Consider the following 22,134-nt stretch of genomic DNA (forward strand, 5'->3'; position numbering starts at 1 on the left):
AAAATCTATGCGTAGAAAATGGATAAATCGAAATCAATAATAAATAGGAAAATAAGCACAAGAATTGCGATTATAGCCAAAAGTCTTAAATTGGTTTTTCTATCTGAAGACTGTCTTAAATCTGCCCAAGCAGTTCTAAATTTAGCTTTTATCCCTGTGTTTTCACCAACAGTAGTCCTGTATTGATCAAATTTATGACCTATTGAAAAAGGGCTACCTTCTCCGTCATATTCAAAATGACGTGGTTTATAACTATACTTCTTATTTTTTCTTCTACCTATTAGTCCCATAATTGTTGTGCCTCAAAGTTACTCAATTCAATTCTGAATTTAAATGTTTTTTGAACAATTACTGTACCAATGGTGTATTCCGTTCACATTGGCAGTGCGTAGTAATTTGCACCCTTCGATTGCGTTTAGGGTGACAAAATTAGGATTTGAATCTAAAATTTCGGTTACTGAGCGAATTCGAAGTATAAATACTAAATATTAAAATTTAGAATCTTTGCGAAGTTGCGCCATTTTGATTGCTGCAATAGCTGCTTCAGTTCCTTTGTTTCCGTGCTTTCCGCCACTACGATCTATAGCTTGTTGCATAGTATTATCTGTAAGAACACAGAAAATAACAGGGATATTCCCTTGAACATTTAAGTCTTTAATTCCTTGTGCTACGCCCTCACAAACGTAATCAAAATGCTTAGTTTCTCCTTGAATCACACTACCTATTGCAATTACTGCATCAAGCATATCATAACTCTGAGTCATACGTTTACAGCCGTAAATTAACTCAAAGCTCCCAGGAACATTCCAACGAACTATATTCTCGTTAATAGCGCCACAATCTTTCAAAGCATCGAAAGCGCCTTGAAACATTCCTTCTGTTATTTCGTGATTCCATTCTGAAACAACAATCCCAAATCGAAAGTCCTTCGCATTTGGGATTGTTGTTTTATCGTAAGCCGATAAATTTGTATTTTCTGTTGCCATTCTTTATTTCATTGCTTCTGCACGACCGGTATAAATTTCGGCTTTTGCAGCTTCAGTTGAATTCGGATATTCATCCGCTATTTGTTTGAAGTGCTTTAATGCTTTGTCATTCTGATTTAAAGCTATCGCTACAATTCCAGCTTTTAGTAGGAAACGTGGCGTAGTAAATTCATTAGAGCGCATTTTTGCAGCTTCTTCGTAATATTTTAAAGCGTCTTCATTCTGATTTAGTTGAGCGAACGCATCACCAATTGCACCTTTAGCTAGAGGAGCTAAAACATCGTCCTTGCTGCTAAATTTATCTAATTGAGCAATTGCTTCTTGATATTTATTAGTGTTAAGGTAAGCCATACCTGCGTAATAATGTGCAAGGTTTGCCGCTTTTGTTCCACTATAGTTTTCAATTATATCAATAAAACCATATTTACCCTCGCCTCCTTGAAGTGACAGATTGTATAGAGAGTCTTTAGCTGGAGCAGTTAAAGCTTGTTCCCAATAGTTTTGTGCTTGAAACAATTCGTTCATTGCTTCTGCCTCTTTAGGAGCTTTTATATACTGGTCGTAAGCAAAATATCCTAAAACACAAACAGCTACTACGATAATGAAACCTAAAATACCTTTCTGGTTCTTTTCAATCCACGCCTCCGTTTTAGATGCGCCTTCGTCAAGGGTATTAAACACTTCTGCAGTTGTGCTGCCGTCTTCTAATTGTTCTTCTTTTTCAACCTTAGTTCTAGGTTTGCCTCCGCGTTTTTTGTACGTTGCCATAGTTATTGATTATAGTGGCGCAAAAATAAAATTTTTAATGGAATTTAAAAGGATTAATATTTCTTATTTTTTATTAATACTCAATCCTACTATTAATAGACCTCAAAGCGCCATTTACGTGCAATAATAAACCTTTTAAAATAGAATTTAAACAAAAGAACACAAGTCTTTAGACAAAATCACGTCAAACCTTGTATTTTTACATCCTTATTGAAAACAACCTCTAAAATAGTTCTCAAAAGCACTGATATCATCATGTGGGTTTAATTGTCCTAAGTCAATTTTTTATATGAATTTACAAAAGCTATCCTTACTTAACTATAAAAATTTTGAAGCCAAATCCTTCGAATTTGATCCCAAAATCAACTGCTTCGTAGGGAATAATGGTGTAGGAAAAACTAACGTTCTAGACGCTATCTATCACCTATCCTTTGGGAAAAGTTATTTCAATCCTATTACAATTCAAAATATAAAACACGGAGAGGAGTTTTTTGTGGTTGAAGGGTTTTACGATAGAAAAGAAAGTCAGGAAAAAATTGTTGTAAGTGCTAAAAAAGGACAAAAAAAGATCATTAAAAGAAATGGAAAGGCTTACGAAAAATTAAGTGAGCACATTGGATTTCTACCCTTAGTGATAATCTCACCCGCTGATAGAGATTTAATTATTGAAGGAAGCGATACACGAAGAAAGTTTATTGATGGTGTTATTTCGCAAAGAGATCCAGATTACTTACAAACTCTTCTCAAATACAATAAGGTATTATCACAACGTAACTCCCTATTAAAGTATTTTGCTGCAAACAACACTTTTAACCAAGATACAATTGACATTTACAATGAACAACTTCACAATTACGGAACATCTATCTTCGGAAAAAGAAACGCATTCTTAGAAGAATTTTTTCCAATATTTCAAAATAGATACAAGTCGATTAGCAGTGGTGACGAATCCATAAACTTAATTTATCAAAGCCAATTACAAGAAAATGATTTGCTAACACTTCTTCAAACAAATATTGTAAAGGATAAAATCACGCAGTACACCAACTTTGGAATTCATAAGGACGATTTAATTTTCGAAATTGACGGACATCCTATCAAAAAGTTTGGCTCACAAGGGCAGCAAAAATCGTATCTTATAGCCTTAAAGCTAGCTCAATTCGATTTTATAAAAAATCACACTAAAACTAACCCTATTTTACTTTTAGATGATATTTTTGACAAACTCGATGAAACTCGAGTAGAACATTTAATCACTTTAGTAGACAAAGAAAACTTCGGGCAGCTATTCATCAGTGATACTCACGCCGAACGCACCGAGGAAGTAATAAAAAAAGTACATCAGACATATAAAATGTTTCAGCTATAAACTTAAGAAAAGATGAATTTTAGAATAATACTATTAATACTTACTATCGTTTTATTTTCTTGTGAAAAACCTAATCCAGAGGAACAAAAGCAACATCTTAGCGGTTATTGGGAAATAAACACCGTAGAAATGCCTGACGGAGAAGTTAAAAACTTTGGTGTAAACACTATAATAGACTATATTGAGATAAATGGCGATAGCGGAACTCGCACAAAGGTTTCTCCAAAATTTGATGGAACCTTTAATACAAATGGTGTAACGGAGGACTTTACCTTAAATATTGAAGAAAACCAATTAATCATGCACTACAAAACTTCATTTGATGAGTGGAAAGAAACAGTAGTTGAAGCAAAAGATAGCACCTTGGTTTTAAAAAACAGAGATAATAAAACTTACACGTACAATAGGTTCAAAAAATTTGACATTGTAGATTGATTACAAATGTTGAGTAGTAAATGATAAACCTTAAAATTCACATTTCTAAAATTGAAAAATGGCTAAACGATACGCAGAAAATATATCACTTGGAGACGCTTTAAAAGAGTTTATCGGTAAAAACAAGCTTGACAAAGGCTTGGACAAGGTAAACGCTAAAGAAGCTTGGGTAGCCGTTATGGGTCACGCTATTGTAAAATACACATCCGATGTAAAATTGGATCGTGAGACGTTGTACGTGCAACTCACTTCTTCAGTTTTACGTGAAGAGCTCAGTTATGGTAAAGACAAAATAGTTAAACTCCTCAATGAAGAGCTGGGAAGAGAATTAATAAAAAAGTTGATTTTACGATAGAGCAAAAAAATAATGTAAAAACAAAAACGCCTTCCAAATTGGAAGGCGTTTTCAATATAAATATTTTGTAAATACTTAGAACATTTCACGACCTGAGAAATGGAAAGCACTTTCAATTGCAGCGTTTTCATTGCTATCACTTCCGTGAACTGCGTTTTCGCCAATTGAAGCTGCATACATTTTACGGATAGTACCTTCAGCAGCATCTGCTGGATTAGTAGCACCAATTAATGTACGGAAATCTTCAACTGCATTTTCTTTTTCAAGAATTGCAGCAACGATTGGCCCGCGTGTCATATATTCTACTAATTCGCCATAAAATGGACGCTCACTATGTACTGCATAAAATGCTTTAGCATCGTTTGTAGTCATATGAGTAAGTTTCATCGCTACGATTCTAAAACCTGAAGCGTTAATTTTTTCAAGAATTGCGCCTATGTGTCCTTTTTCAACCGCATCTGGCTTTAACATTGTAAATGTTCTGTCTGTTCTCATTGTGTTTTTTAAATTTCGGCAAAAATAGGTATTTTATTTTCAACATTCAAAACCTATGCTTTTTGTTTAAACACTTAACACACATAATTAGATATAATTCAATCACTTCAGCAGTATTTCCACCAATAATTAACCATATTCGATTCTTTGGGGTTAAAAGGCTTTATCGTATCTTCGCGCCCTATGAATAAAGAAACCACAGAAGTAGTAAAAAACCTACTTAAATCGCCTCAAAACATAGTAATCATCGGTCATAGAAACCCTGATGGAGATGCCCTTGGCTCTTGCTTAGGCCTTTCATTTTATTTGAAAAGTGAAGGACATAATACAACTGTATTAATGCCTAATGACTTTCCAGATTTCTTAAAGTGGATGCCTGGAGCAGATGATATTTTAATTTATGAAAAGGAAATTGAAAAAAGCACTGAGACTTTAAACCAAGTTGACATAATTTTCACTCTAGATTTTAACGATTTAAGTAGAGTTGGCGATCCACTTAAGGGGGTTTTAGAAGAATCTTCTGCAAAATTTGTAATGATAGACCATCACCAACAACCATCAAACTACTCTATTGCGACATATAGCGATGTTAAAATGAGCTCTACTGCAGAAATGGTTTACCATTTTATAGATGCCTTAGCTGGAACTGAAAAGTTATCAAAAGAAATAGCTACCAATCTTTATACAGGGATAATGACCGATACGGGATCATTTCGTTTTTCGTCTACCTCCCCAACTACACATAAGGTTGCAGCAAAATTGATTGAAACTGGTGCAGAAAGTGCTATTATTCATCAAAATGTTTACGACAACAACAGCCCCGAAAGAATGAAATTGCTAGGCGTTGCCTTAAATAACTTGCATTTAATTCCAGAATTACACACAGCCTACATCACACTTACGCAAAGTGAATTAGACGAAAATAACTTTAGAAAAGGAGATACCGAGGGGTTTGTAAATTATGCATTGTCGGTTAAAGGCATTGTTTTCGCTGTAATATTTATTGAAAACAAACAAGAGAGTATTGTTAAAATTTCTTTTAGAAGTAAGGGAACGTTTTCGGTAAATGATTTTGCTCGTAATCATTACAGTGGTGGTGGACATATTAACGCTGCCGGGGGAAAAAGTTCGCAAGACCTTAACAAAACCATAAACGAATTTATTAGTATCTTGCCACGTTATAAAAACGAACTTGCAAATGCTCAATAAGCTAATATACATATTATTATTCTCGGCTTTAATCACCTCTTGTAAGAGCCCTGAAGCCAGGAAGCCTATACAAAGTCAGTCTGGTACATTCATAAAAGAATCTGCAGAAAGGAATAAAAAACTTTATGAAGAGGAAAAAGATTATATCGAAAAAATAATCGCAAAAGACTCAACTCACAACTACATTACGTCGGAAAGTGGGTTCTGGTATTTTTACAATAAACGCGATACTACATCTTCAGATATGCCTGATCCAGGAGATATTGTAAAATTCACTTACGACATTAAAGACCTAAACGGTTCCTTGATTCTTTCAGAAAAAGATAATGGTTTACAGCAATATAAGGTAGACCAAAGCAATCAAGAACTTATCTCCGGTGTTCGTGATGGCATAAAACTTATGAAGGAAGGTGAAACAGTAACTTTCCTATTTCCTTCCTATAAAGCCTATGGCTATTATGGGATCGAACAAAAACTCGGCACTAATATTCCTGTGCAGAGCACTGTAACTTTACACTCAATTGAACAATCAAACGAAAATTAATTATTTATGAAAAAATTATCATTTCTATTTTTATCACTTACGCTTGCATTTGCGTCTTGTCAGGAGAAATATCCTGAATTAAAAGAAGATGGTGTATATGCTGAATTTATTACTAATAAAGGAACTTTTGTTGCTAAACTAAAAAATGAAACTGCACCACTTACTGTTTCTAACTTCGTAGCATTAGCCGAAGGTACTAACGGAATGGTAGATTCTATTTACAAAGGAAAGCGCTTTTACGATGGACTTTCTTTCCACAGAGTTATAAAAGATTTTATGATTCAAGGTGGGGACCCAAAAGGTGATGGTACAGGAAGCCCTGGTTACGCATTTCCAGATGAAATTACCGACACTATTCGATTTGACAGAAAAGGACTTTTAGCAATGGCTAATTCAGGTCCAGCGACTAACGGAAGTCAGTTTTTCGTTACTTTAAAAGAAACTCCTTGGTTAGACGGCCGTCACACTATTTTTGGTGAGATTGTAGTTGGGCAAGATATTGTTGACGCAATTGGAGTAGTAGAAACAGAAAAGCCTGGTGATAAACCAATTTCTCCAGTAATTATTGAAAAAGTAAACATCATCAATAAAGGGAAGGTGAAAGTACCTTACTTTACTGAAGAGATGAATAAAATAGAAAAAGAGAAAAAAGAGAAAGAAGAGCGTATTAATAAAATTGCATCTGCCAAAGCAGAGGAATTAAAAGCCCTAAAAGCTAAAGCTGATTCTCTTCCTTCAGGTTTAAAAATCTACTTCAACGAAAAATCAGAAGGAGAACAACCTAACGAAGGCGATAAAATTTTAATGAACTACGCAGGTTTCTTAACTAACGGAAAATTATTCGATTCGAATATTTTAAAAAATGCTGAGCAATACGAAATGGTTGATGAAATGCGTAAAGCAGCTGGACAATACGTACCAGTACCAACAGATTACAGCAAAGACGCACAGTTAATTCCAGGTTTCCGCGAAGGATTACTAAATATGAAAGTTGGCGATAAGGCTACACTCTTTATCCCTTCTCATTTAGCATATGGAAAAAGAGGAGTTCCAGGAGTTATCCCTGCTGATTCTGAATTAATTTTCGAACTAGAACTTGTAGAGATTGTGAAGTAATTTCAAATCTTGCTAAATAAAAAAAGAGGAACCGATTTAAAATCAGTTCCTCTTTTTTATTTGAATTATTTGTCAAAAGCTAAATAAGCTATAACCCTACCCTATTTTTTGAATAATTTAGGTAGCGAAACATCTCAGCGCTATTTCTTCGGTATATTCTTCATTACTTCAAGAGTAAAGTTCCAGTATTTTTGAGCTGAAGAAATACTTGCACGCTCATCAGGAGAATGCGCTCCTCTAATAGTTGGGCCAAAGGAAATCATATCCATCCCTGGATAATTCTGACCTAGAATACCACATTCTAATCCTGCGTGACAAGCAGCAACATTAGCTTTTTCACCATTCATTTTTTCGTAAAGACTATCCATTACTTTTAAAATAGCACTATCCATATTTGGTGCCCATCCAGGATAATCACCTGAAAGTTTAACCTCGTAACCCGCTAGTTCAAAAGTTGATTTTAAAGCATTTGCTAAAGTCGCTTTTGAAGATTCAACAGAACTTCTAGTTAGACATTCAATTTTGATGCTTCCCCCTGCAACTGATACTTTTGCAATATTATTTGAAGTCTCAACCAAGTCTTCAATGTCTGGAGACATTCTATAAACACCGTTATGTGCAGCATTCATAACATTTAAAAACTTAGTCTGACATTCGCTGTGCATTACTTTAGAAAAAGCTTCATCGCTCTTTTCAGCAGTAATTGAAAGATTTTCTTCTAATGATTTATACTCTACAAGAATATCATTTTTCATGCTTTCGAATGCAGCTTGAAATTTCGATTCATCTGTAACTACAACCTTTGCAACACTTTCACGCGGAATTGCATTTCGAAGACTACCTCCTTCAAGATTAGCTAACTCCATAAAGTCATTAGTAGCAAAAAGTAATCTGTTCATCAACTTATTTGCATTTCCAAGACCTTTAATGATGTCCATTCCACTATGGCCACCGTTTAGTCCTTTTACACTAATAATATACGATTGCCCATTTTTAGCGGCATCAACATTTTTGTAATCTCCTGAAGCAGTAATATCTACTCCTCCAGCACAACCAATACCAATCTCATCATCTTCTTCAGTGTCTAAGTTTAAAAGAATATCTCCCTTCAGCACTCCTCCTTTTAAGCCTTTTGCACCAGTCATTCCTGTTTCTTCATCTATAGTGAAAAGCGCTTCTATTGCTGGATGTTCTATATCGTCACTTTCAAGAATTGCCATTATTGTAGCAACTCCTAAACCATTGTCTGCCCCAAGTGTAGTTCCTTTAGCGCGTACCCAATCACCATCAACATACATTTCAATTCCTTGCTTGTCGAAATCGAAGTCTGTGTCGTTGTTTTTTTGGTGAACCATATCTAAATGACTTTGTAAAATAATCATTTTTCGGTCTTCCATTCCTTTAGTTGCAGGCTTGCGGATAATTACATTTCCTACTTCATCTTCTATGGTTTCCAATTCAAGACTTTTACCGAAGTCTTTCATAAAAGCAATTACACGCTCCTCTTTTTTTGAAGGTCGCGGTACAGCGTTAAGATCTGCAAATTTGTTCCAAAGAGCTTTGGGCTCTAAGTTTCTTATTTCTTGGTTCATATAATTTATAATTTTTATAGTGAAAAAAAATTTTACCGCAAATTCACGAATATCCTGCGAGGTGTTCCCGTTTTTATGTGGGACTCCTTGAAGGTTTAATTTATTTTTGAATTCGAGGAATATTTCCACAAAATTACCGATTTTCATCCGCTATAAAAATTATGTGGAGAAAGAATTCCTTTGTAAGTTTGAATTATGCAAAGACGAACTTCCCTAATCATTGCGCTGCTTCTACCAATACAGATATTTCTGCTTCAAATTCTAAAGAATTTTCCCGAATTTGTAGAGAAGTATTACAGTTTAGGTTTCTATCCTATTCTTTCAAAAATCTCTCGCTATCTGTTTGGGTGGGTTCCATTTTCTGTTGGAGACGTTTTTTATTTGCTGATTGCTATTATTGCCATACGATGGGTTTACAAAAACTATTACCGACTTCGTTTTGAACCATTTCGAGTTTTAATCGACATTACTGCTGCCGTTTCAGTGGTATATTTTATGTTCCATATACTTTGGGCTTTCAATTATTATAGACTACCCCTTCATAAATCGCTGCAACTAAAAAGCGATTACAGCTACGAGCAATTACTGGAAACAACTAAAAAATTTATTGAGAAGAGTAACACATTGCACAATGAATTAAACGGTGGCGATACTCTAAAAGTAGAGGTTCCCTATACTCAGAAAACAATGTTGGAAAAATCCACAAACGGTTATGTTAATTTAGAAAAAGAATTTCCACAACTCGCCTATTCTCCTAGAAGTATCAAAAATAGCGGTTGGAGCTTAGGTTTGACGTATATGGGGTACAGTGGATACTTAAATCCATTTTCTGGGGAAGCACAAGTGAACAATTTAATTAAAACTTATAAGTTCCCTGTAGTAACATGCCACGAAGAAGCGCATCAAATTGGTTATGCTGCAGAAAACGAAGCTAATTTTATTGCGACTTTAGCAACCCTTCACAACAACGAAACTTATATACAATACGCTGGTCACATATTTACACTTCGCTATTTATTAAGCGATGTGTTTAGAAACAGTGAAGATGATTTTTTTGAATTAACAAAAACCATTAACCCAGGAATTTTAGCCAGTTATAGAGAAATGCAAGATTTTTGGGGAAACTATGAAAATCCTTTCGAAACATTTTCAAAAGTGTTTTGGGATAATTTCTTAAAAGTGAATAACCAAAGTGATGGTATAAAAAGTTATAATTATATGGTGGCTTTGGTGGTTAATTATTTTGAAGGGAAAGCTTTATAATCGTTTTGGTTTCTTTAAATAATAATTAAATAAGACGATTTAATTGATGAAATGATTAAATCAGCCCTGTTTTCAAAGTAAAAATTAGCGATTTCTTTAACAATTGAGGTATTTTTTTATTATTCTTGCCGCATTGAAAATTGCCTATTTATGAAAAGAAAACATTTATTTCAATACTTATTTTTAGGTATTGCGTTTGTTCTTCAATCTTGTGAGGTTGATATAATGAATGATAAACGTGTTTTGGTTACAGGAACCATTGTTGACAGCAACAACAACCCTATTTCAAATATTTCTGTTCGTTCTGAGACTAGCCGTGAAGCATTATTAGGTGAGACTATAAGTGACGAGAATGGACAATTTGAATTCACTTCGCTTATGTCAAAACCTCCATATAATTTTTATATAGCTGTTAATTCAAAACCGTTTAGCGAAATCTGGCATTATCACTATGATACCGAACTAATTGAAAATATAGATTATTCTGCCAAAGCCTTTTACGACGAAAGCAATAATCGTAATGCTTCTACATATCATTTAGGTGTTATTCAGCTAAATAAGTATGCAAAACTTAACCTTCATATTAACAATATTCCAGGAGACACAAACACCCTTGAATACAAACTAAATTATGATTCCGCTATTTGTAGAGTAAACTTAAATGGCAATGATTTAAACCGATGTGAGGATGATGAATCTGAATTTCGGTTTTTAGATTCAGAATACTCAGATATTCATATAAATGTAGAAAGCCAATTAGGTACGACTGTAACGTTTATTTACAAATTGAATGGCGAGCCTGAACAAACAATTTCCATCCCACTAACAAACCCTGAAAATACATATGTTTTTGAATATTAGAACTTTTGTGTTGGCGTTATTTATTTCATCTACCGCATTTGCACAACAAACAGAGACTACTAAAATAGACAGCTTAGGACCAGGTAAGAACATTGGCAATATCAGTTTTGGCCCATATTTTCCAATTGCATTTGGTGATAATTTTGCAAATAATGGTTTGGATTTAAAAATGGGGGCGAGATTTTCTTTTAAAATTAAAACAACTAAAGACTTTTATGTTGGCCCATATTTTAGTTTCTTCAAATCTAATGTTTCGGACCCAGAGCTAATAGGAAACTACTTCCGTTCAAACAACTATTTAGTTGGAGGTATGGTTAACTATGAAAAGCACATAGGAGATTTTGACGCTAGCATCGGAATTGGTGTTGGGTATTCAACCTATCGCAATCACGCCACAGGTGACAATTTTAGCGATACCGCGACTGCAGTTTGGTTAAATCCAGAGCTAAGCTATCGATTTTCAAATTATTTAGGTGTTTATGCTTCTACTGAATTACGTCACGATTTTATGAATGTGAATGTTCCTAAGGAATTAAAAGACACTTTTAATGGTGCTAATTACATCAACATTAGTTTCGGACTTCGTATAAATTTAGGAACTGCACATAAGTATATGTAGCTTATCTTTGCAAAATGCAAAAATCAATTAAAAGTCTTCAAAATCCGTTGATAAAACAGATTGTTCTCCTTCAAGAAAAATCGCGTGAACGTAGAAAAACAGGTCTTTTCTTTGTAGAAGGACTACGTGAAATTTCACTTGCAGTTAAAGGAGAATATCAGTTAAAAACCTTATTATATTGTCCTGAAATTATTTCTGAAAAAGATTTTGATGCGCTAAAGAAATATGTAAGTACTAACACTGAAATCATAGAAATCACTTCAGAGATCTATGAAAAACTAGCTTATCGAAGTTCAACGGAAGGAGTTTTGGCGATTGCAATGGTAAAAGATTTAAGTCTTTCTACATTAACGATTTCGAACTCGCTTAATAACGGTTCCTCGAACGAATCTAGAGGACCTTTAATCTTAATTGCTGAAGCTCCCGAAAAACCCGGCAACATTGGGGCAATTCTTCGTACTGCCGATGCTGCTAATGTTGATGCTGTAATAATCGCCAACCCTAAAACTGATATGTACAACCCAAATATTATCCGCAGTAGTGTGGGATGTATATTTACAAATAACATTGCGACGGGAAGTACTTCGGAAATCATCTCTTTTCTGAAAGAAAACAATATCAACATCTATTGTGCTGCCTTACAAGCGTCCGTACCATATCACACTTGCGATTTTATAGAAAGTACAGCAATTGTAGTTGGCACCGAAGCAACTGGTTTAAGTGATGAATGGTTAGAAAACAGCAATCAAAACATCATCATCCCAATGCAAGGGGAAATTGACAGTATGAATGTATCTGTAGCTGCGGGAATCCTTATATTTGAAGCTAAAAGGCAGCGAAATTTTCTAAAGTAAATTTCGCAAATCACATAAGTGCAAATCCTAAATCCCAAACTAAGTCAGAGTTTTATTTAATGACTTTTATTGGATTTTGGTGCTTAAAATTTAGAACTTAAATTATGAGTCCAGAAACTCTTTTCTATATAATAATAGCGATATTAATTGTCAGTTTTATTATTGACCAGGCGTTGGATTACTTAAATGCAAAACACTTTGGAGATAAGCTACCTAAGGAGTTAGAAGATATTTTTGATGAACAGGAATATCAAAAATCCCAACGATATAAATCGGAACGTTATAAATTCGGACTGCTTACTTCAACCATTTCTTTAATAGCCACGCTCCTATTCTTCTTTTTTGATGGCTTCGCGTATGTTGATAATTTAGCGCGTTCTATTTCCAACAATGAAATTCTAATTGCCTTGGTTTTCTTTGGCATTATAATGATCGCTAGTGATATATTAAGTACTCCATTTAGCTATTACAGCACATTTGTTATTGAAGAAAAATACGGTTTTAATAAAACAACTCGAAAAACATTCTTTCTCGATAAATTGAAAGGATGGCTTATGGGTGCTGTTCTTGGTGGAATAATTCTAGGAGCAATAATTTGGATTTATCAAACCACAGGAGAAAACTTTTGGCTTTATGCTTGGGGAATTATAACCGTATTTACTGTACTGATGAATTTATTTTACGCACGTTTTATTGTTCCTTTATTTAACAAACAAACTCCTTTAGAAGAAGGCTCACTGCGTTTAGAAATTGAAAAATACGCGTCGAAAGTTGGTTTTACTTTAGATAAAATTTTTGTTATTGACGGAAGTAAAAGAAGTACAAAAGCAAATGCATATTTCTCAGGATTTGGAAGCGAGAAACGAGTAACACTTTACGACACATTAATTAATGATTTAAACGAAAAAGAAATAGTAGCTGTACTTGCTCACGAGGTGGGTCATTATAAACGAAATCACATTATTATCAACCTAATAGTTGCCATTTTAACCACAGGATTTACTTTGTGGTTATTGTCTTTATTTATTGGTAATCCCTTACTTTCTGAAGCATTAAATGTTTCTCAACCTTCATTTCACATTGGGTTGGTAGCATTTGGAGTGTTATATAGCCCGATTTCCGGGATTACGAGTTTAATAATGAATTACCTAAGTAGGAAGTTTGAATACCAAGCAGATGATTATGCTAAAAACACTTTCGCATCAGAACCGCTAATTTCAGGTTTAAAAAAGCTTTCGAAGAATAGTTTAAGCAACCTTACCCCGCACCCACTGTATGTTTTTGCACACTATTCACACCCTACGCTGTTGCAAAGATTTAAGAATTTGAATAAGTAGCAATTCTATTTATGCAAGGGCTGCAAAGCTTTTGTTTCATTGAAAAAAATTAACGCATCGTAACGAAGTGGCACAATAGTAGGCACAAACTGTCTTCTGTCAAATTGAGGATTGTAAACCACTCCTATCGCACGGTGCCCCCTAACCTTTAAATTTTCTTCCTTTCTATCCTCTTCGTCAAAAATAAGATAGAAAGAATCCAAACCTGTTTTCTTAAGTTTATACTCAACACTACTTCTTAAAGCTCTAGGAATCGTCATTTCTTCCATTCTAGCGCCCCAACTAGAACCAGCAATTACTTTTCCTTTGTAACTAGAAAAACCTATTAGAAAAACATTTTCCTTTCCTAAACTTTCTCGTTTTAGCTGACCAATATTTTTTTCACCAGTATTTCGCATACTGGTAAACGAAGCATCGCCTATATGCGTGTTGTGTGCCCAAACCACACCTTTAGAGTTTTTACCATAGAGCGCCAGTAAATCGCCTACTGTTTCTCGCATATGAAAAACTCTAGAGTTCCAAGAAACAGCATCTTTAGAAGCTATACTTTCACGATAAAATTCTTCAGCATTATGTACTACAATTGCATTCTGAAGCAAGTAAAAATATTCATCATTTGAAAGGCCTTTTAAGATTTCACGATTATTTCTAATATAAGAAACTACCCTTTCGGTAGCAGCTTCGCAATCTGGTTTTCCGTCTTTTACTGCACGAGCATATTGCCAACTATCGCCTTTATGAGGATTAAAGCAATTGTATTGGAGTTTAACGTAATTATAGCTCGATTCATCTATTTTTTTAAGCGTTTCCAACACCATTTGTTTTGAAACCCATTCATCGTAAACATCCATTCCGTAAAAACCAACTTTCTTATCTTGCGGCAAACGATCATTATACTCTCGTATCCATTCAGCAAGAGCTACAACTTCTTCATTTGCCCACATCCACGTAGGCCAACGATTGAGCCGCATTAAAACCTCTCTTGCCGACTTTCCTGAACCCTCAATATTCTTAACATATTGGTTTAACTTATAAAGACTAGCGAAATCACCTTCCACGGCAATGAAATTAAAACCGTGTTCTTCTATAAGCCTTCTGCTAATTTTATCGCGCCATATGTAATACTCATGGGTACCGTGGCTGGCTTCTCCTAGCAAAACTAACTTTTTATCACCTGAAGCCGCAATAAGTGGGTCTAAACTAGATGTACCATCCAGTTTAATTGCTTTATCTGTAAGATTTTGAGCAGAGAGCATCATAAGTGAAAGAACCATTAATAGCGTTAATCGCAACTTCATATATTGACTTATTAATTAGTACAGAATATAAGCAATAATAATGAGATTACTCAAAATGAGTTTCTTCCTACTTGTAAAAGGTAAGCTTGAAGTTATAGAGAGGTTCTTACAACTTCATAATCCAGCGCATCAGCTTTAATCTAAAGCTTGTATGAGGATAATATTTTATAAAAGGATCGAACCATGTTGGTTTATCCATAATACTTTTATAATGGGTAAAAGCTTTAAATCCTGCTTCTCCGTGATAATTACCAATTCCACTAAAACCAACACCTCCAAATAGTAAATTTTCGTTTGTGATGTGCATTACGGTTTCATTAATTGCCCCGCCACCGAAAGAGATTTCTCTTAAAATTTTCTTTTTAATTGTATTGCTTTTTGTGAATACATAGCAAGATAATGGTTTTGGCAAGATATTTACTTTGGCAATCGCTTCTTCAATAGTTTCATAGGTAATTACAGGAAGTATAGGCCCGAATATCTCTTCTTGCATCACGGCATCGTCAAAACTTACATTTTGCATTACAGTAGGTTGAATATAGCGCGATTCGCGATTCGTTTCGCCTCCGTAAAATATTTTTTGTGGGTCGAGCATTTTAACCAACCTATCAAAGTTTTTATTATTGATAATTTGAAGAAAATTATCATTTTCAAAAGCAAAATGCTGACTTTCAATTTCTATTTTTAGTTGATTGAGAAATTTTTGTTCAATACTTTTATGAACCAGTACATAATCTGGAGCGATGCAAGTTTGGCCGGAATTTAAAAATTTACCCCAAACTAATCGTTTTACTGAAACTTTCAAATGACAATTCTCCGTAACAATAGCAGGGCTTTTGCCTCCAAGCTCTAGGGTTACCGGAGTTAAGTTTTCGGCAGCAGCTTTATAAACTATTTTACCAACTGTAGTACTTCCAGTAAAAAATATTTTATCGAATTTCTGTTTTAATAATTCTTGAGTTTCTTCCACTCCACCTTCTACCACTGTAAAAAACGCAGGATCAAAATTCTCCCTTACAATTTTAGACATAGCTGCCGCAGTATTGGTCGGTAATTCACTAGGCTTTAAAATTACAGTATTACCTGCGGCAATTGCAGCAATTGCTGGAGCAAAGGAAAGCTGATAAGGATAATTCCACGCCCCAATAACTAAAGAAACTCCTAAAGGCTCAGGAATAATATAACTTGAGGCAGGAAAATTGAGAATTCCAGTAGGCACACTTTCCTTTCGCGCCCATTTGTAAATCATTTTTCGCGCTTCCTTTATATCTTTATAAAGCAGGGAAAGCTCAGTACTGTAATTATCAAATTCAGATTTTTTGAAGTCTTTGTATATTGCTTCGTGAAGTAATGCTTCATTTTGCTCTAAAGCTTGTTGAAGTTTTTTTAACTGAGTCCTTCTAAACTGTATGTCTTTTGTAGCGTGAGTATTAAAGAAGTTACGTTGCGCATTAATGATTTCTTTCATAATTGTTGTATTTTCTTAAATTTAGAAAACTTCCTTAAGCTAAACAACACAGAAGCACAAAGGAACACAGAGATACCAAAGAAATAATCAATAAATAAATTTAAATTTCAGTTTAAAGTAACTGAACCAGGCCGAAAGGCGACTTCATCTTCGATTTCAATTTCAATTTCAATTTCGATTACGTTTTCGATTTCGATTTCGTTTTCGATTTCGATTTCCAGACTACTTATCCCTATTCAAAATTTTATACTCCTCATAACAACCACTAATTGCATCTAAAATTTGAAGGTCGTTTGCTGTTCTAATAAAATCTTTAGAGTAATTACATTTATTTAATATCTCATCAATATCAACACGTTCTAACTGCAGTACGGCCATTAGGGTTTCACGGTCGAACTTACTTTGAAGCAAGTTTCTTATTTCATCATCCTCTTTCATCTTGCGCATTTTCCGCATCTGTTGTGGCCGCTTCCCAAATACATTATAGAGGAAGTCGGCAGGATTAAAAATAGAGCTTAAAACTTTGCTTACAGCGCCTGGTTGATTACTACCTCCTTCATAACCCGTGCTCAACCCAGAAATTCTATAACGGTAATTGTCATAAACAGGTATTAACTTAGCGTCAATTTCTACATAACCCGTTAGCTGAACAGGTTTTACAACTACCTCTTCTAACGCAATCCCAAGTTCAGTCATTTTTACTTTAATATCTCCGAATTTAAGCCAATCATTGGTAACACGAACGCGAAGCGATTTAAAACCTAGATATGAAAAATACAGTGTATCGTTTACTGCTGCTTTTAATGCAAACTCTCCTTTGTCGTTAGTAGTAGTTCCTTTTACCTGATTAAGGTTTACGATGTTTACGTTTTCTAAAATTTTATCGTTAGCATCATTCATTACAACTCCTTTTATATCGTGTAATTCCTGGGAGAATGATGAAATTGAAACAAAAAACAGAAGAATTAGTAAGAGATTTTTTTTCATAGTAAAAATTTCATTCGTCTTATTCAAAAATAACAATTAACAAACTAAGACAAATTAATGTTTATTCAAACCCTAATATGGTAAACATTATAATTTAAAGTAACATTTTTAAGAAGCTAACCTTAGGGATGGTAAACCTCCTAATTAATCAGTACACGCTCTATGCCAAAAGCTCATTTTAAATAAATAAAAAACGGGCCCTTTTAAAAGGCCCGTAAATATAATTATATAGTCGTTAAGATGTCGCTAAACTTTAATAATTCAGTATTATGAATTATTTATGCATTTCTTCTACGTCTTCCGCCAGTCCCTTTTGCATTTGGGCGCTCGCTACTTCTTCTACTTTTTCCTTTAAAAGCTGGTTTGTCGCTGCTTGAATTGCTGCTGCGTTTCTTAAAGCCCCCTCTTCTCCCGCTATCATTACGATCGCCTCTATCGCTTCTTTTCTTTCCGCGACTACGACCGCTTCCACTGCGACCAGTGTCTTTAGAGATTTCAATGTTTATCTGTCTGCCATCAAGCTTAAAGTCTTTGAATACACTCATCACCATTTCCTGATGCTTTGTATCGGTATTAAAGAATGAGAAACTATCTTTTACATCAACTTTGTAAACATCATCTTTTCCAAGGCTTAATAAATCACGAAGGAAGTCTTTCAAGCTCATCCAATCGAAATCATCTTTTCCACCAACGTTTAAGAAATAACGAGTGCTATCTCCTCCATCTTCAGAAAAGTTACGATCTCCACCAGAGATATTTAAATCTTTACTGTTTTTGTAGTAATTTAAGAAACGAGTAAACTCTACTGAAAATACTTTCTTGATTAAATCTTCCTTTGAAAAATCTGCTAATACTTCGTTTATATTTGGAAGGTAAGCGTTAATCTCAGGATTTATCTCAGTGTTTTTTATTGTATTTGCTAAATGAAACATTTGTACTTCACAAATTTCCATTCCCGAAGGAATTTCCTTAGCAACAAATTTCTTTTGAATTATCTTTTCAATAGATCTTATCTTTCTAACTTCACTTTTAGAAACAATAACTATTGAAACTCCTGTTTTACCAGCACGTCCGGTACGACCACTACGGTGAGTGTACACTTCAGTTTCATCTGGAAGTTGATAGTTTATAACGTGCGTAATATCATCTACATCAATTCCACGTGCAGCAACGTCTGTTGCAACAAGCATTTGAATTTGACGGTTTCTGAATGATTTCATAACTGTATCACGTTGACTTTGACTTAAATCTCCGTGAATTGCAGCTGCGTTATATCCATCTTCTATAAGTTGTTCAGCTACTTTTTGAGTATCGCGTTTTGTTCTGCAGAAAATTACAGAAAAGATTTCTGGATTTGCATCTGCCAAACGTTTTAAAGCGTTGTAACGATCTCTTGCGTTAACTAGGTAATATTCGTGTGTTACTTGATCTGAACCTACATTCTTTGTTCCTACAGTGATTTCCACTGGAGTATGCATAAACTTTTTGGCAATTGTAGATACTTCTTTAGGCATTGTAGCACTAAACAACCATGTACTCTTGTCTTTAGGTGAATGCGAAAGAATTTCGGTGATGTCTTCGAAAAAGCCCATGTTAAGCATTTCGTCTGCTTCATCAAGAACGCAATATTCAATTTTTGAAATATCTATTAAGCCACGACCAATCATATCTTTCATACGACCTGGAGTAGCTACAATAATTTGCGAGCCTCTTTTAATTTGGCGTGCTTGATCGGTTATACTTGCACCACCATAAATAGCAGTAACGTTTAAACCTGGCATATACTTACCGTAAGCCACCATTTCATTTGTAATCTGTAAACACAATTCACGTGTTGGTGAAAGGATAAGTCCTTGTGTAGTGCGACTGTTTACGTCTATTTTTTGCAACATAGGAAAACCGAAAGCTGCGGTTTTACCTGTTCCTGTTTGTGCCAAGGAAACCATATCGGTCTCGCGGTCTAATAAAATTGGAATTGCTTTTTCTTGAACTTCAGAAGGGGTTTCAAAACCCAAGTCTGCGATGGCTTTTAGAAGATTCTCTTCTAAGCCGAGTGCTTTAAATGCTGTCATTTTTTGTAAAATAAATTTTTATATGCGTGCTAACGAGAAGCGACTGGACATATAAAATAAAAACGGACAGCTTCACTATAACACTCCTCACCCTGAGGATTTCTTGATAATCAAAAGCCTTACGCTATGATTTTTCAAGGCCGCAAAAGTAGTGTTTACTTTTTAACTAACAATATTTATTGGGATTTATTTAAGGTTTTCCACAAAAATAATTTTCTATCGCCAATAAAATTGGCACTTATTCGGTTAGATAATCAATTAATTGACGCATTGCTTTTCCTCTATGACCTATTTCACCTTTTTGTTGAAGCGTCATTTCGGCAAATGTTTTATCATAGCCGTCAGGTTGAAAAACTGGGTCGTAACCAAAACCTGAATCCCCACGCAATTCTTCTATAATTTTACCCTCACAAATGCCTAAAAATAAGACTTCTGAGTGATTCATTGAAAGAACTATGGCAGTTTTAAATCTTGCACTTCTGTCTTTTTTATCAGCTAAATTATTCAGGAGCTTTTCAATATTTGCTTGAGAATTATTATCCTTCCCAGCGTATCTAGCACTATATACCCCTGGCTCGTTGTTTAACGATTTTACCTCTAACCCGGTATCATCTGCAAAGCAATCTAAATGATAATTATCTCGAACGTAATTAGCTTTTAAAATAGCATTTCCTTCGATGGTGTTGGCAGTTTCTTCAATATCTTCATTACACCCTATATCGTCTAAGCTTAATAATTCGATATGATGTGGCAGAAGGGCTTTAACCTCTGCAAATTTATTTTTATTGTGAGTAGCGAAGACGAGTTTCATTTTAATAATGGAATTGCGATTTATAATTTACGTAATTTGGAATTTATAGTTCCTTATTTAGCGTTTTTATAACGCTCAATAATTTCATCTGAAGACTTTATAGTTTTTTTAGCCCATTCTAGTTCTATTTCACGTTTTTCTTCTTCTGAAAGCTGCCAATTAATATTACTTTGTTTCAGTTTTGAAACCACACTTTGTAAAATAATTGCAGCAGAAACTGAAATATTTAAGCTCTCTGTAAAACCGTACATTGGGATTTTTAAAAAACCATCGGCTGCTTCCATCACTGTATCACTTAAACCATCACTTTCTTTTCCGAAGAAAAAAGCACTTTTCTTAGACACATCAAAATCATGTAACATCATTGAAGATTTATGTGGTGTTGTAGCAATTATCTGATATTCAGAATCTTTTAACTCACTAATACAATTTTTTATTGCATTATGCCTTTTAAACGAAACCCATTTTTGGGCCCCCATAGCAATTTCTTTATCTATGCGTTTACTCACTCTTTCTTCTACAACGTGTAAATCCTGAATACCAAAAACATCGCAAGTACGCATTACGGCGCTTGTATTATGGAGTTGGTAGACATCTTCGGTAACTACCGTAAAGTGGCGGGTTCGTTCTGATAGCACTTCCTGAAAGCGCTCTTTTCTATTTTCTGTAAGGTAAGTTTGAAGGTATTTTAAAAGTTCTAAATCCATACTTCGATTTCGCTCATTAATCGACTTGAAAAGCTAATGAGTTTTGGGTTTATAGGTTTGTGAATTAAAATAAACTTTTCAAGTTAGATTTCAAATTCAATTTTAAGTTTGCGAAGATAAAAGTATTTGTTTTATTGATGGTTTCTTATATTCATATTTTTAAATAACTTAGTAAAGAATTCAATTAATAAAACTCCCCGTTATTGCGGGCAAAAATTATGAAAATTGTAGTATTATCAGGAGCTGGAGTAAGTGCAGAAAGTGGCATAAAAACTTTTAGAGATGGCAACGGATTATGGGAAAATCACGATATAATGGAAGTAGCCTCACCCGAAGGATTTAAGCGTAATCCTGCCTTAGTACTCGATTTTTACAATCAACGTAGAAGGCAACTGCAAACGGTAGAACCTAACAGCGCTCATATTGCGTTGGCAGAACTTGAAAAACATCACGATGTAACAATAATCACTCAAAATGTAGACGATCTTCATGAACGCGCCGGAAGTACTGATGTTATACATCTACACGGCGAACTTCTTAAAGCAAGAAGCACTGTGGATGAAAATTTAATTTTAGAATGGAAAGACGACTTAAACATAGGTGATTGCTGTGATAACAACCACCAACTTCGTCCACATATAGTTTGGTTTGGCGAAATGGTTCCAATGATTGAAGTTGCCTCGGAGATTATTGAAGATGCCTATGCTATAATTATTGTGGGAACTTCTATGCAAGTATATCCAGCTGCAGGCTTAATACAATATGCTAAAGCTAATGCTCAAGTTTATTTTATAGACCCCAATCCTTCAATAAACCCAACTAAAAGAATCTCAGTTTATGCCGAAAAAGCCTCTACAGGTGTTCCTAAAGTTGTAGAGAAACTTGCGAGTATGTCGTAATATCATAATAAGATTTACTGATTTAATAGATGTTAAATTATTTTTTTTGTATTTTTCAACATAATTCAAACATTCTAACTTTACAGCTT

Annotated in this window: 23 protein-coding genes; 12 read left to right on the top strand and 11 right to left on the bottom strand. The window is 34.5% G+C overall.

The features are described from left to right. Positions 1–5: 5 nt before the first annotated feature. The 3 genes from FHP04_RS05315 to FHP04_RS05325 all read right to left on the bottom strand — a co-directional run bounded on the left by FHP04_RS05315 (position 6) and on the right by FHP04_RS05325 (position 1,754). Complete coding sequence (locus tag FHP04_RS05315) at positions 6–290, bottom strand: riboflavin synthase subunit beta (RefSeq protein WP_139854947.1); 285 nt, start codon at positions 288–290, stop codon at positions 6–8. Positions 291–488: 198 nt separating this feature from the next. Further along, positions 489–986, bottom strand: a complete 498-nt coding sequence (gene ribH, locus FHP04_RS05320) for a 6,7-dimethyl-8-ribityllumazine synthase (RefSeq protein WP_139854948.1) — start codon at positions 984–986, stop codon at positions 489–491. A 3-nt stretch (positions 987–989) separates the two neighbouring features. Continuing rightward, entirely contained in the window at positions 990–1,754 is a 765-nt protein-coding gene (locus FHP04_RS05325; RefSeq protein ID WP_139854949.1) for a tetratricopeptide repeat protein, read from the bottom strand. Between the two features lie 289 nt (positions 1,755–2,043). On the opposite strand from FHP04_RS05325, the gene recF reads away from it, so the two are divergent. The 3 genes from recF to FHP04_RS05340 are packed head-to-tail and all read left to right on the top strand — an operon-like array spanning position 2,044 to position 3,913. Next, positions 2,044–3,123 (top strand): DNA replication/repair protein RecF, encoded by a 1,080-nt coding sequence (gene recF, locus FHP04_RS05330; protein WP_139854950.1) that lies wholly within the window; start codon positions 2,044–2,046, stop codon positions 3,121–3,123. 12 nt (positions 3,124–3,135) lie between these two features. Further along, complete coding sequence (locus FHP04_RS05335) at positions 3,136–3,558, top strand: lipocalin-like domain-containing protein (RefSeq protein ID WP_139854951.1); 423 nt, start codon at positions 3,136–3,138, stop codon at positions 3,556–3,558. A gap of 58 nt (positions 3,559–3,616) precedes the next feature. Next, on the top strand, positions 3,617–3,913 hold the full coding sequence (locus tag FHP04_RS05340; RefSeq protein WP_139854952.1) for a DUF721 domain-containing protein: 297 nt from the start codon (positions 3,617–3,619) through the stop codon (positions 3,911–3,913). A gap of 75 nt (positions 3,914–3,988) precedes the next feature. Here the strand turns inward: FHP04_RS05340 and FHP04_RS05345 are convergent, their stop codons facing one another. Continuing rightward, positions 3,989–4,408, bottom strand: a complete 420-nt coding sequence (locus FHP04_RS05345) for a nucleoside-diphosphate kinase (RefSeq protein WP_139854953.1) — start codon at positions 4,406–4,408, stop codon at positions 3,989–3,991. A gap of 183 nt (positions 4,409–4,591) precedes the next feature. Between FHP04_RS05345 and FHP04_RS05350 the strand changes: the two genes are divergently transcribed. Genes FHP04_RS05350 through FHP04_RS05360 form a run of 3 tightly spaced genes read left to right on the top strand, consistent with a single transcriptional unit; the run spans position 4,592 to position 7,277 of the window. Next, the gene (locus FHP04_RS05350; protein ID WP_139854954.1) at positions 4,592–5,617 is read left to right on the top strand and encodes a DHH family phosphoesterase; all 1,026 of its coding nucleotides are present in this window, start codon (positions 4,592–4,594) and stop codon (positions 5,615–5,617) included. Further along, positions 5,607–6,161 (top strand): gliding motility-associated peptidyl-prolyl isomerase GldI, encoded by a 555-nt coding sequence (gene gldI / locus FHP04_RS05355; RefSeq protein WP_139854955.1) that lies wholly within the window; start codon positions 5,607–5,609, stop codon positions 6,159–6,161. The genes FHP04_RS05350 and gldI overlap by 11 nt, the downstream gene beginning before the upstream one ends. 6 nt (positions 6,162–6,167) lie before the next feature. Further along, entirely contained in the window at positions 6,168–7,277 is a 1,110-nt protein-coding gene (locus FHP04_RS05360) for a peptidylprolyl isomerase (protein WP_139854956.1), read from the top strand. Positions 7,278–7,417: 140 nt separating this feature from the next. On the opposite strand, the gene FHP04_RS05365 is transcribed toward FHP04_RS05360, so the two are convergent. Next, entirely contained in the window at positions 7,418–8,869 is a 1,452-nt protein-coding gene (locus FHP04_RS05365) for an aminoacyl-histidine dipeptidase (protein ID WP_139854957.1), read from the bottom strand. Positions 8,870–9,064: 195 nt separating this feature from the next. On the opposite strand from FHP04_RS05365, the gene FHP04_RS05370 reads away from it, so the two are divergent. The 5 genes from FHP04_RS05370 (at position 9,065) to FHP04_RS05390 (ending at position 13,803) form a co-directional block, all read left to right on the top strand. Continuing rightward, positions 9,065–10,132 (top strand): DUF3810 domain-containing protein, encoded by a 1,068-nt coding sequence (locus tag FHP04_RS05370; RefSeq protein WP_139854958.1) that lies wholly within the window; start codon positions 9,065–9,067, stop codon positions 10,130–10,132. Between the two features lie 150 nt (positions 10,133–10,282). Next, the gene (locus FHP04_RS05375; RefSeq protein ID WP_139854959.1) at positions 10,283–10,993 is read left to right on the top strand and encodes a carboxypeptidase-like regulatory domain-containing protein; all 711 of its coding nucleotides are present in this window, start codon (positions 10,283–10,285) and stop codon (positions 10,991–10,993) included. After that, positions 10,977–11,612 (top strand): hypothetical protein, encoded by a 636-nt coding sequence (locus FHP04_RS05380; protein ID WP_158319119.1) that lies wholly within the window; start codon positions 10,977–10,979, stop codon positions 11,610–11,612. The genes FHP04_RS05375 and FHP04_RS05380 overlap by 17 nt, the downstream gene beginning before the upstream one ends. A 14-nt stretch (positions 11,613–11,626) precedes the next feature. Next, positions 11,627–12,466 (top strand): TrmH family RNA methyltransferase, encoded by an 840-nt coding sequence (locus FHP04_RS05385; protein WP_139854961.1) that lies wholly within the window; start codon positions 11,627–11,629, stop codon positions 12,464–12,466. Between the two features lie 104 nt (positions 12,467–12,570). Then, positions 12,571–13,803 (top strand): M48 family metallopeptidase, encoded by a 1,233-nt coding sequence (locus tag FHP04_RS05390; RefSeq protein WP_139854962.1) that lies wholly within the window; start codon positions 12,571–12,573, stop codon positions 13,801–13,803. Positions 13,804–13,808: 5 nt separating this feature from the next. Here the strand turns inward: FHP04_RS05390 and FHP04_RS05395 are convergent, their stop codons facing one another. The 6 genes from FHP04_RS05395 to FHP04_RS05420 all read right to left on the bottom strand — a co-directional run bounded on the left by FHP04_RS05395 (position 13,809) and on the right by FHP04_RS05420 (position 21,146). After that, positions 13,809–15,101, bottom strand: coding sequence for an erythromycin esterase family protein (locus FHP04_RS05395; RefSeq protein WP_139854963.1), 1,293 nt, complete (start codon positions 15,099–15,101; stop codon positions 13,809–13,811). 106 nt (positions 15,102–15,207) lie between these two features. Next, on the bottom strand, positions 15,208–16,569 hold the full coding sequence (locus tag FHP04_RS05400) for an aldehyde dehydrogenase (protein ID WP_139854964.1): 1,362 nt from the start codon (positions 16,567–16,569) through the stop codon (positions 15,208–15,210). Between the two features lie 222 nt (positions 16,570–16,791). Next, a complete protein-coding gene (locus FHP04_RS05405) occupies positions 16,792–17,556 on the bottom strand; it encodes a carboxypeptidase-like regulatory domain-containing protein (protein WP_139854965.1) in 765 nt (254 codons plus the stop codon). 278 nt (positions 17,557–17,834) lie between these two features. After that, positions 17,835–19,628: a DEAD/DEAH box helicase gene (locus FHP04_RS05410; RefSeq protein ID WP_139854966.1), complete on the bottom strand. Its 1,794-nt coding sequence runs from the start codon at positions 19,626–19,628 to the stop codon at positions 17,835–17,837. 238 nt (positions 19,629–19,866) lie between these two features. Next, a complete protein-coding gene (locus FHP04_RS05415) occupies positions 19,867–20,439 on the bottom strand; it encodes a non-canonical purine NTP diphosphatase (protein ID WP_139854967.1) in 573 nt (190 codons plus the stop codon). 53 nt (positions 20,440–20,492) lie between these two features. Further along, positions 20,493–21,146 (bottom strand): TrmH family RNA methyltransferase, encoded by a 654-nt coding sequence (locus tag FHP04_RS05420; protein ID WP_139854968.1) that lies wholly within the window; start codon positions 21,144–21,146, stop codon positions 20,493–20,495. 215 nt (positions 21,147–21,361) lie between these two features. Here FHP04_RS05420 and FHP04_RS05425 point away from each other — a divergent pair, with 215 nt between their 5' ends. Further along, entirely contained in the window at positions 21,362–22,045 is a 684-nt protein-coding gene (locus tag FHP04_RS05425) for an SIR2 family NAD-dependent protein deacylase (RefSeq protein ID WP_139855030.1), read from the top strand. Positions 22,046–22,134: the final 89 nt, after the last annotated feature.

This window comes from Aequorivita sinensis (genome assembly GCF_006346335.1).
GTDB lineage: Bacteria > Bacteroidota > Bacteroidia > Flavobacteriales > Flavobacteriaceae > Aequorivita > Aequorivita sinensis.

What these genes read in the sequence shown, in the direction of transcription:
- FHP04_RS05315 (WP_139854947.1), bottom strand. Translation starts at nt 290, where the DNA reads ATGGGACTAATAGGTAGAAGAAAAAATAAGAAGTATAGTTATAAACCA.
- ribH (WP_139854948.1), bottom strand. Translation starts at nt 986, where the DNA reads ATGGCAACAGAAAATACAAATTTATCGGCTTACGATAAAACAACAATC.
- FHP04_RS05325 (WP_139854949.1), bottom strand. Translation starts at nt 1,754, where the DNA reads ATGGCAACGTACAAAAAACGCGGAGGCAAACCTAGAACTAAGGTTGAA.
- recF (WP_139854950.1), top strand. Translation starts at nt 2,044, where the DNA reads ATGAATTTACAAAAGCTATCCTTACTTAACTATAAAAATTTTGAAGCC.
- FHP04_RS05335 (WP_139854951.1), top strand. Translation starts at nt 3,136, where the DNA reads ATGAATTTTAGAATAATACTATTAATACTTACTATCGTTTTATTTTCT.
- FHP04_RS05340 (WP_139854952.1), top strand. Translation starts at nt 3,617, where the DNA reads ATGGCTAAACGATACGCAGAAAATATATCACTTGGAGACGCTTTAAAA.
- FHP04_RS05345 (WP_139854953.1), bottom strand. Translation starts at nt 4,408, where the DNA reads ATGAGAACAGACAGAACATTTACAATGTTAAAGCCAGATGCGGTTGAA.
- FHP04_RS05350 (WP_139854954.1), top strand. Translation starts at nt 4,592, where the DNA reads ATGAATAAAGAAACCACAGAAGTAGTAAAAAACCTACTTAAATCGCCT.
- gldI (WP_139854955.1), top strand. Translation starts at nt 5,607, where the DNA reads ATGCTCAATAAGCTAATATACATATTATTATTCTCGGCTTTAATCACC.
- FHP04_RS05360 (WP_139854956.1), top strand. Translation starts at nt 6,168, where the DNA reads ATGAAAAAATTATCATTTCTATTTTTATCACTTACGCTTGCATTTGCG.
- FHP04_RS05365 (WP_139854957.1), bottom strand. Translation starts at nt 8,869, where the DNA reads ATGAACCAAGAAATAAGAAACTTAGAGCCCAAAGCTCTTTGGAACAAA.
- FHP04_RS05370 (WP_139854958.1), top strand. Translation starts at nt 9,065, where the DNA reads ATGCAAAGACGAACTTCCCTAATCATTGCGCTGCTTCTACCAATACAG.
- FHP04_RS05375 (WP_139854959.1), top strand. Translation starts at nt 10,283, where the DNA reads ATGAAAAGAAAACATTTATTTCAATACTTATTTTTAGGTATTGCGTTT.
- FHP04_RS05380 (WP_158319119.1), top strand. Translation starts at nt 10,977, where the DNA reads ATGTTTTTGAATATTAGAACTTTTGTGTTGGCGTTATTTATTTCATCT.
- FHP04_RS05385 (WP_139854961.1), top strand. Translation starts at nt 11,627, where the DNA reads ATGCAAAAATCAATTAAAAGTCTTCAAAATCCGTTGATAAAACAGATT.
- FHP04_RS05390 (WP_139854962.1), top strand. Translation starts at nt 12,571, where the DNA reads ATGAGTCCAGAAACTCTTTTCTATATAATAATAGCGATATTAATTGTC.
- FHP04_RS05395 (WP_139854963.1), bottom strand. Translation starts at nt 15,101, where the DNA reads ATGAAGTTGCGATTAACGCTATTAATGGTTCTTTCACTTATGATGCTC.
- FHP04_RS05400 (WP_139854964.1), bottom strand. Translation starts at nt 16,569, where the DNA reads ATGAAAGAAATCATTAATGCGCAACGTAACTTCTTTAATACTCACGCT.
- FHP04_RS05405 (WP_139854965.1), bottom strand. Translation starts at nt 17,556, where the DNA reads ATGAAAAAAAATCTCTTACTAATTCTTCTGTTTTTTGTTTCAATTTCA.
- FHP04_RS05410 (WP_139854966.1), bottom strand. Translation starts at nt 19,628, where the DNA reads ATGACAGCATTTAAAGCACTCGGCTTAGAAGAGAATCTTCTAAAAGCC.
- FHP04_RS05415 (WP_139854967.1), bottom strand. Translation starts at nt 20,439, where the DNA reads ATGAAACTCGTCTTCGCTACTCACAATAAAAATAAATTTGCAGAGGTT.
- FHP04_RS05420 (WP_139854968.1), bottom strand. Translation starts at nt 21,146, where the DNA reads ATGGATTTAGAACTTTTAAAATACCTTCAAACTTACCTTACAGAAAAT.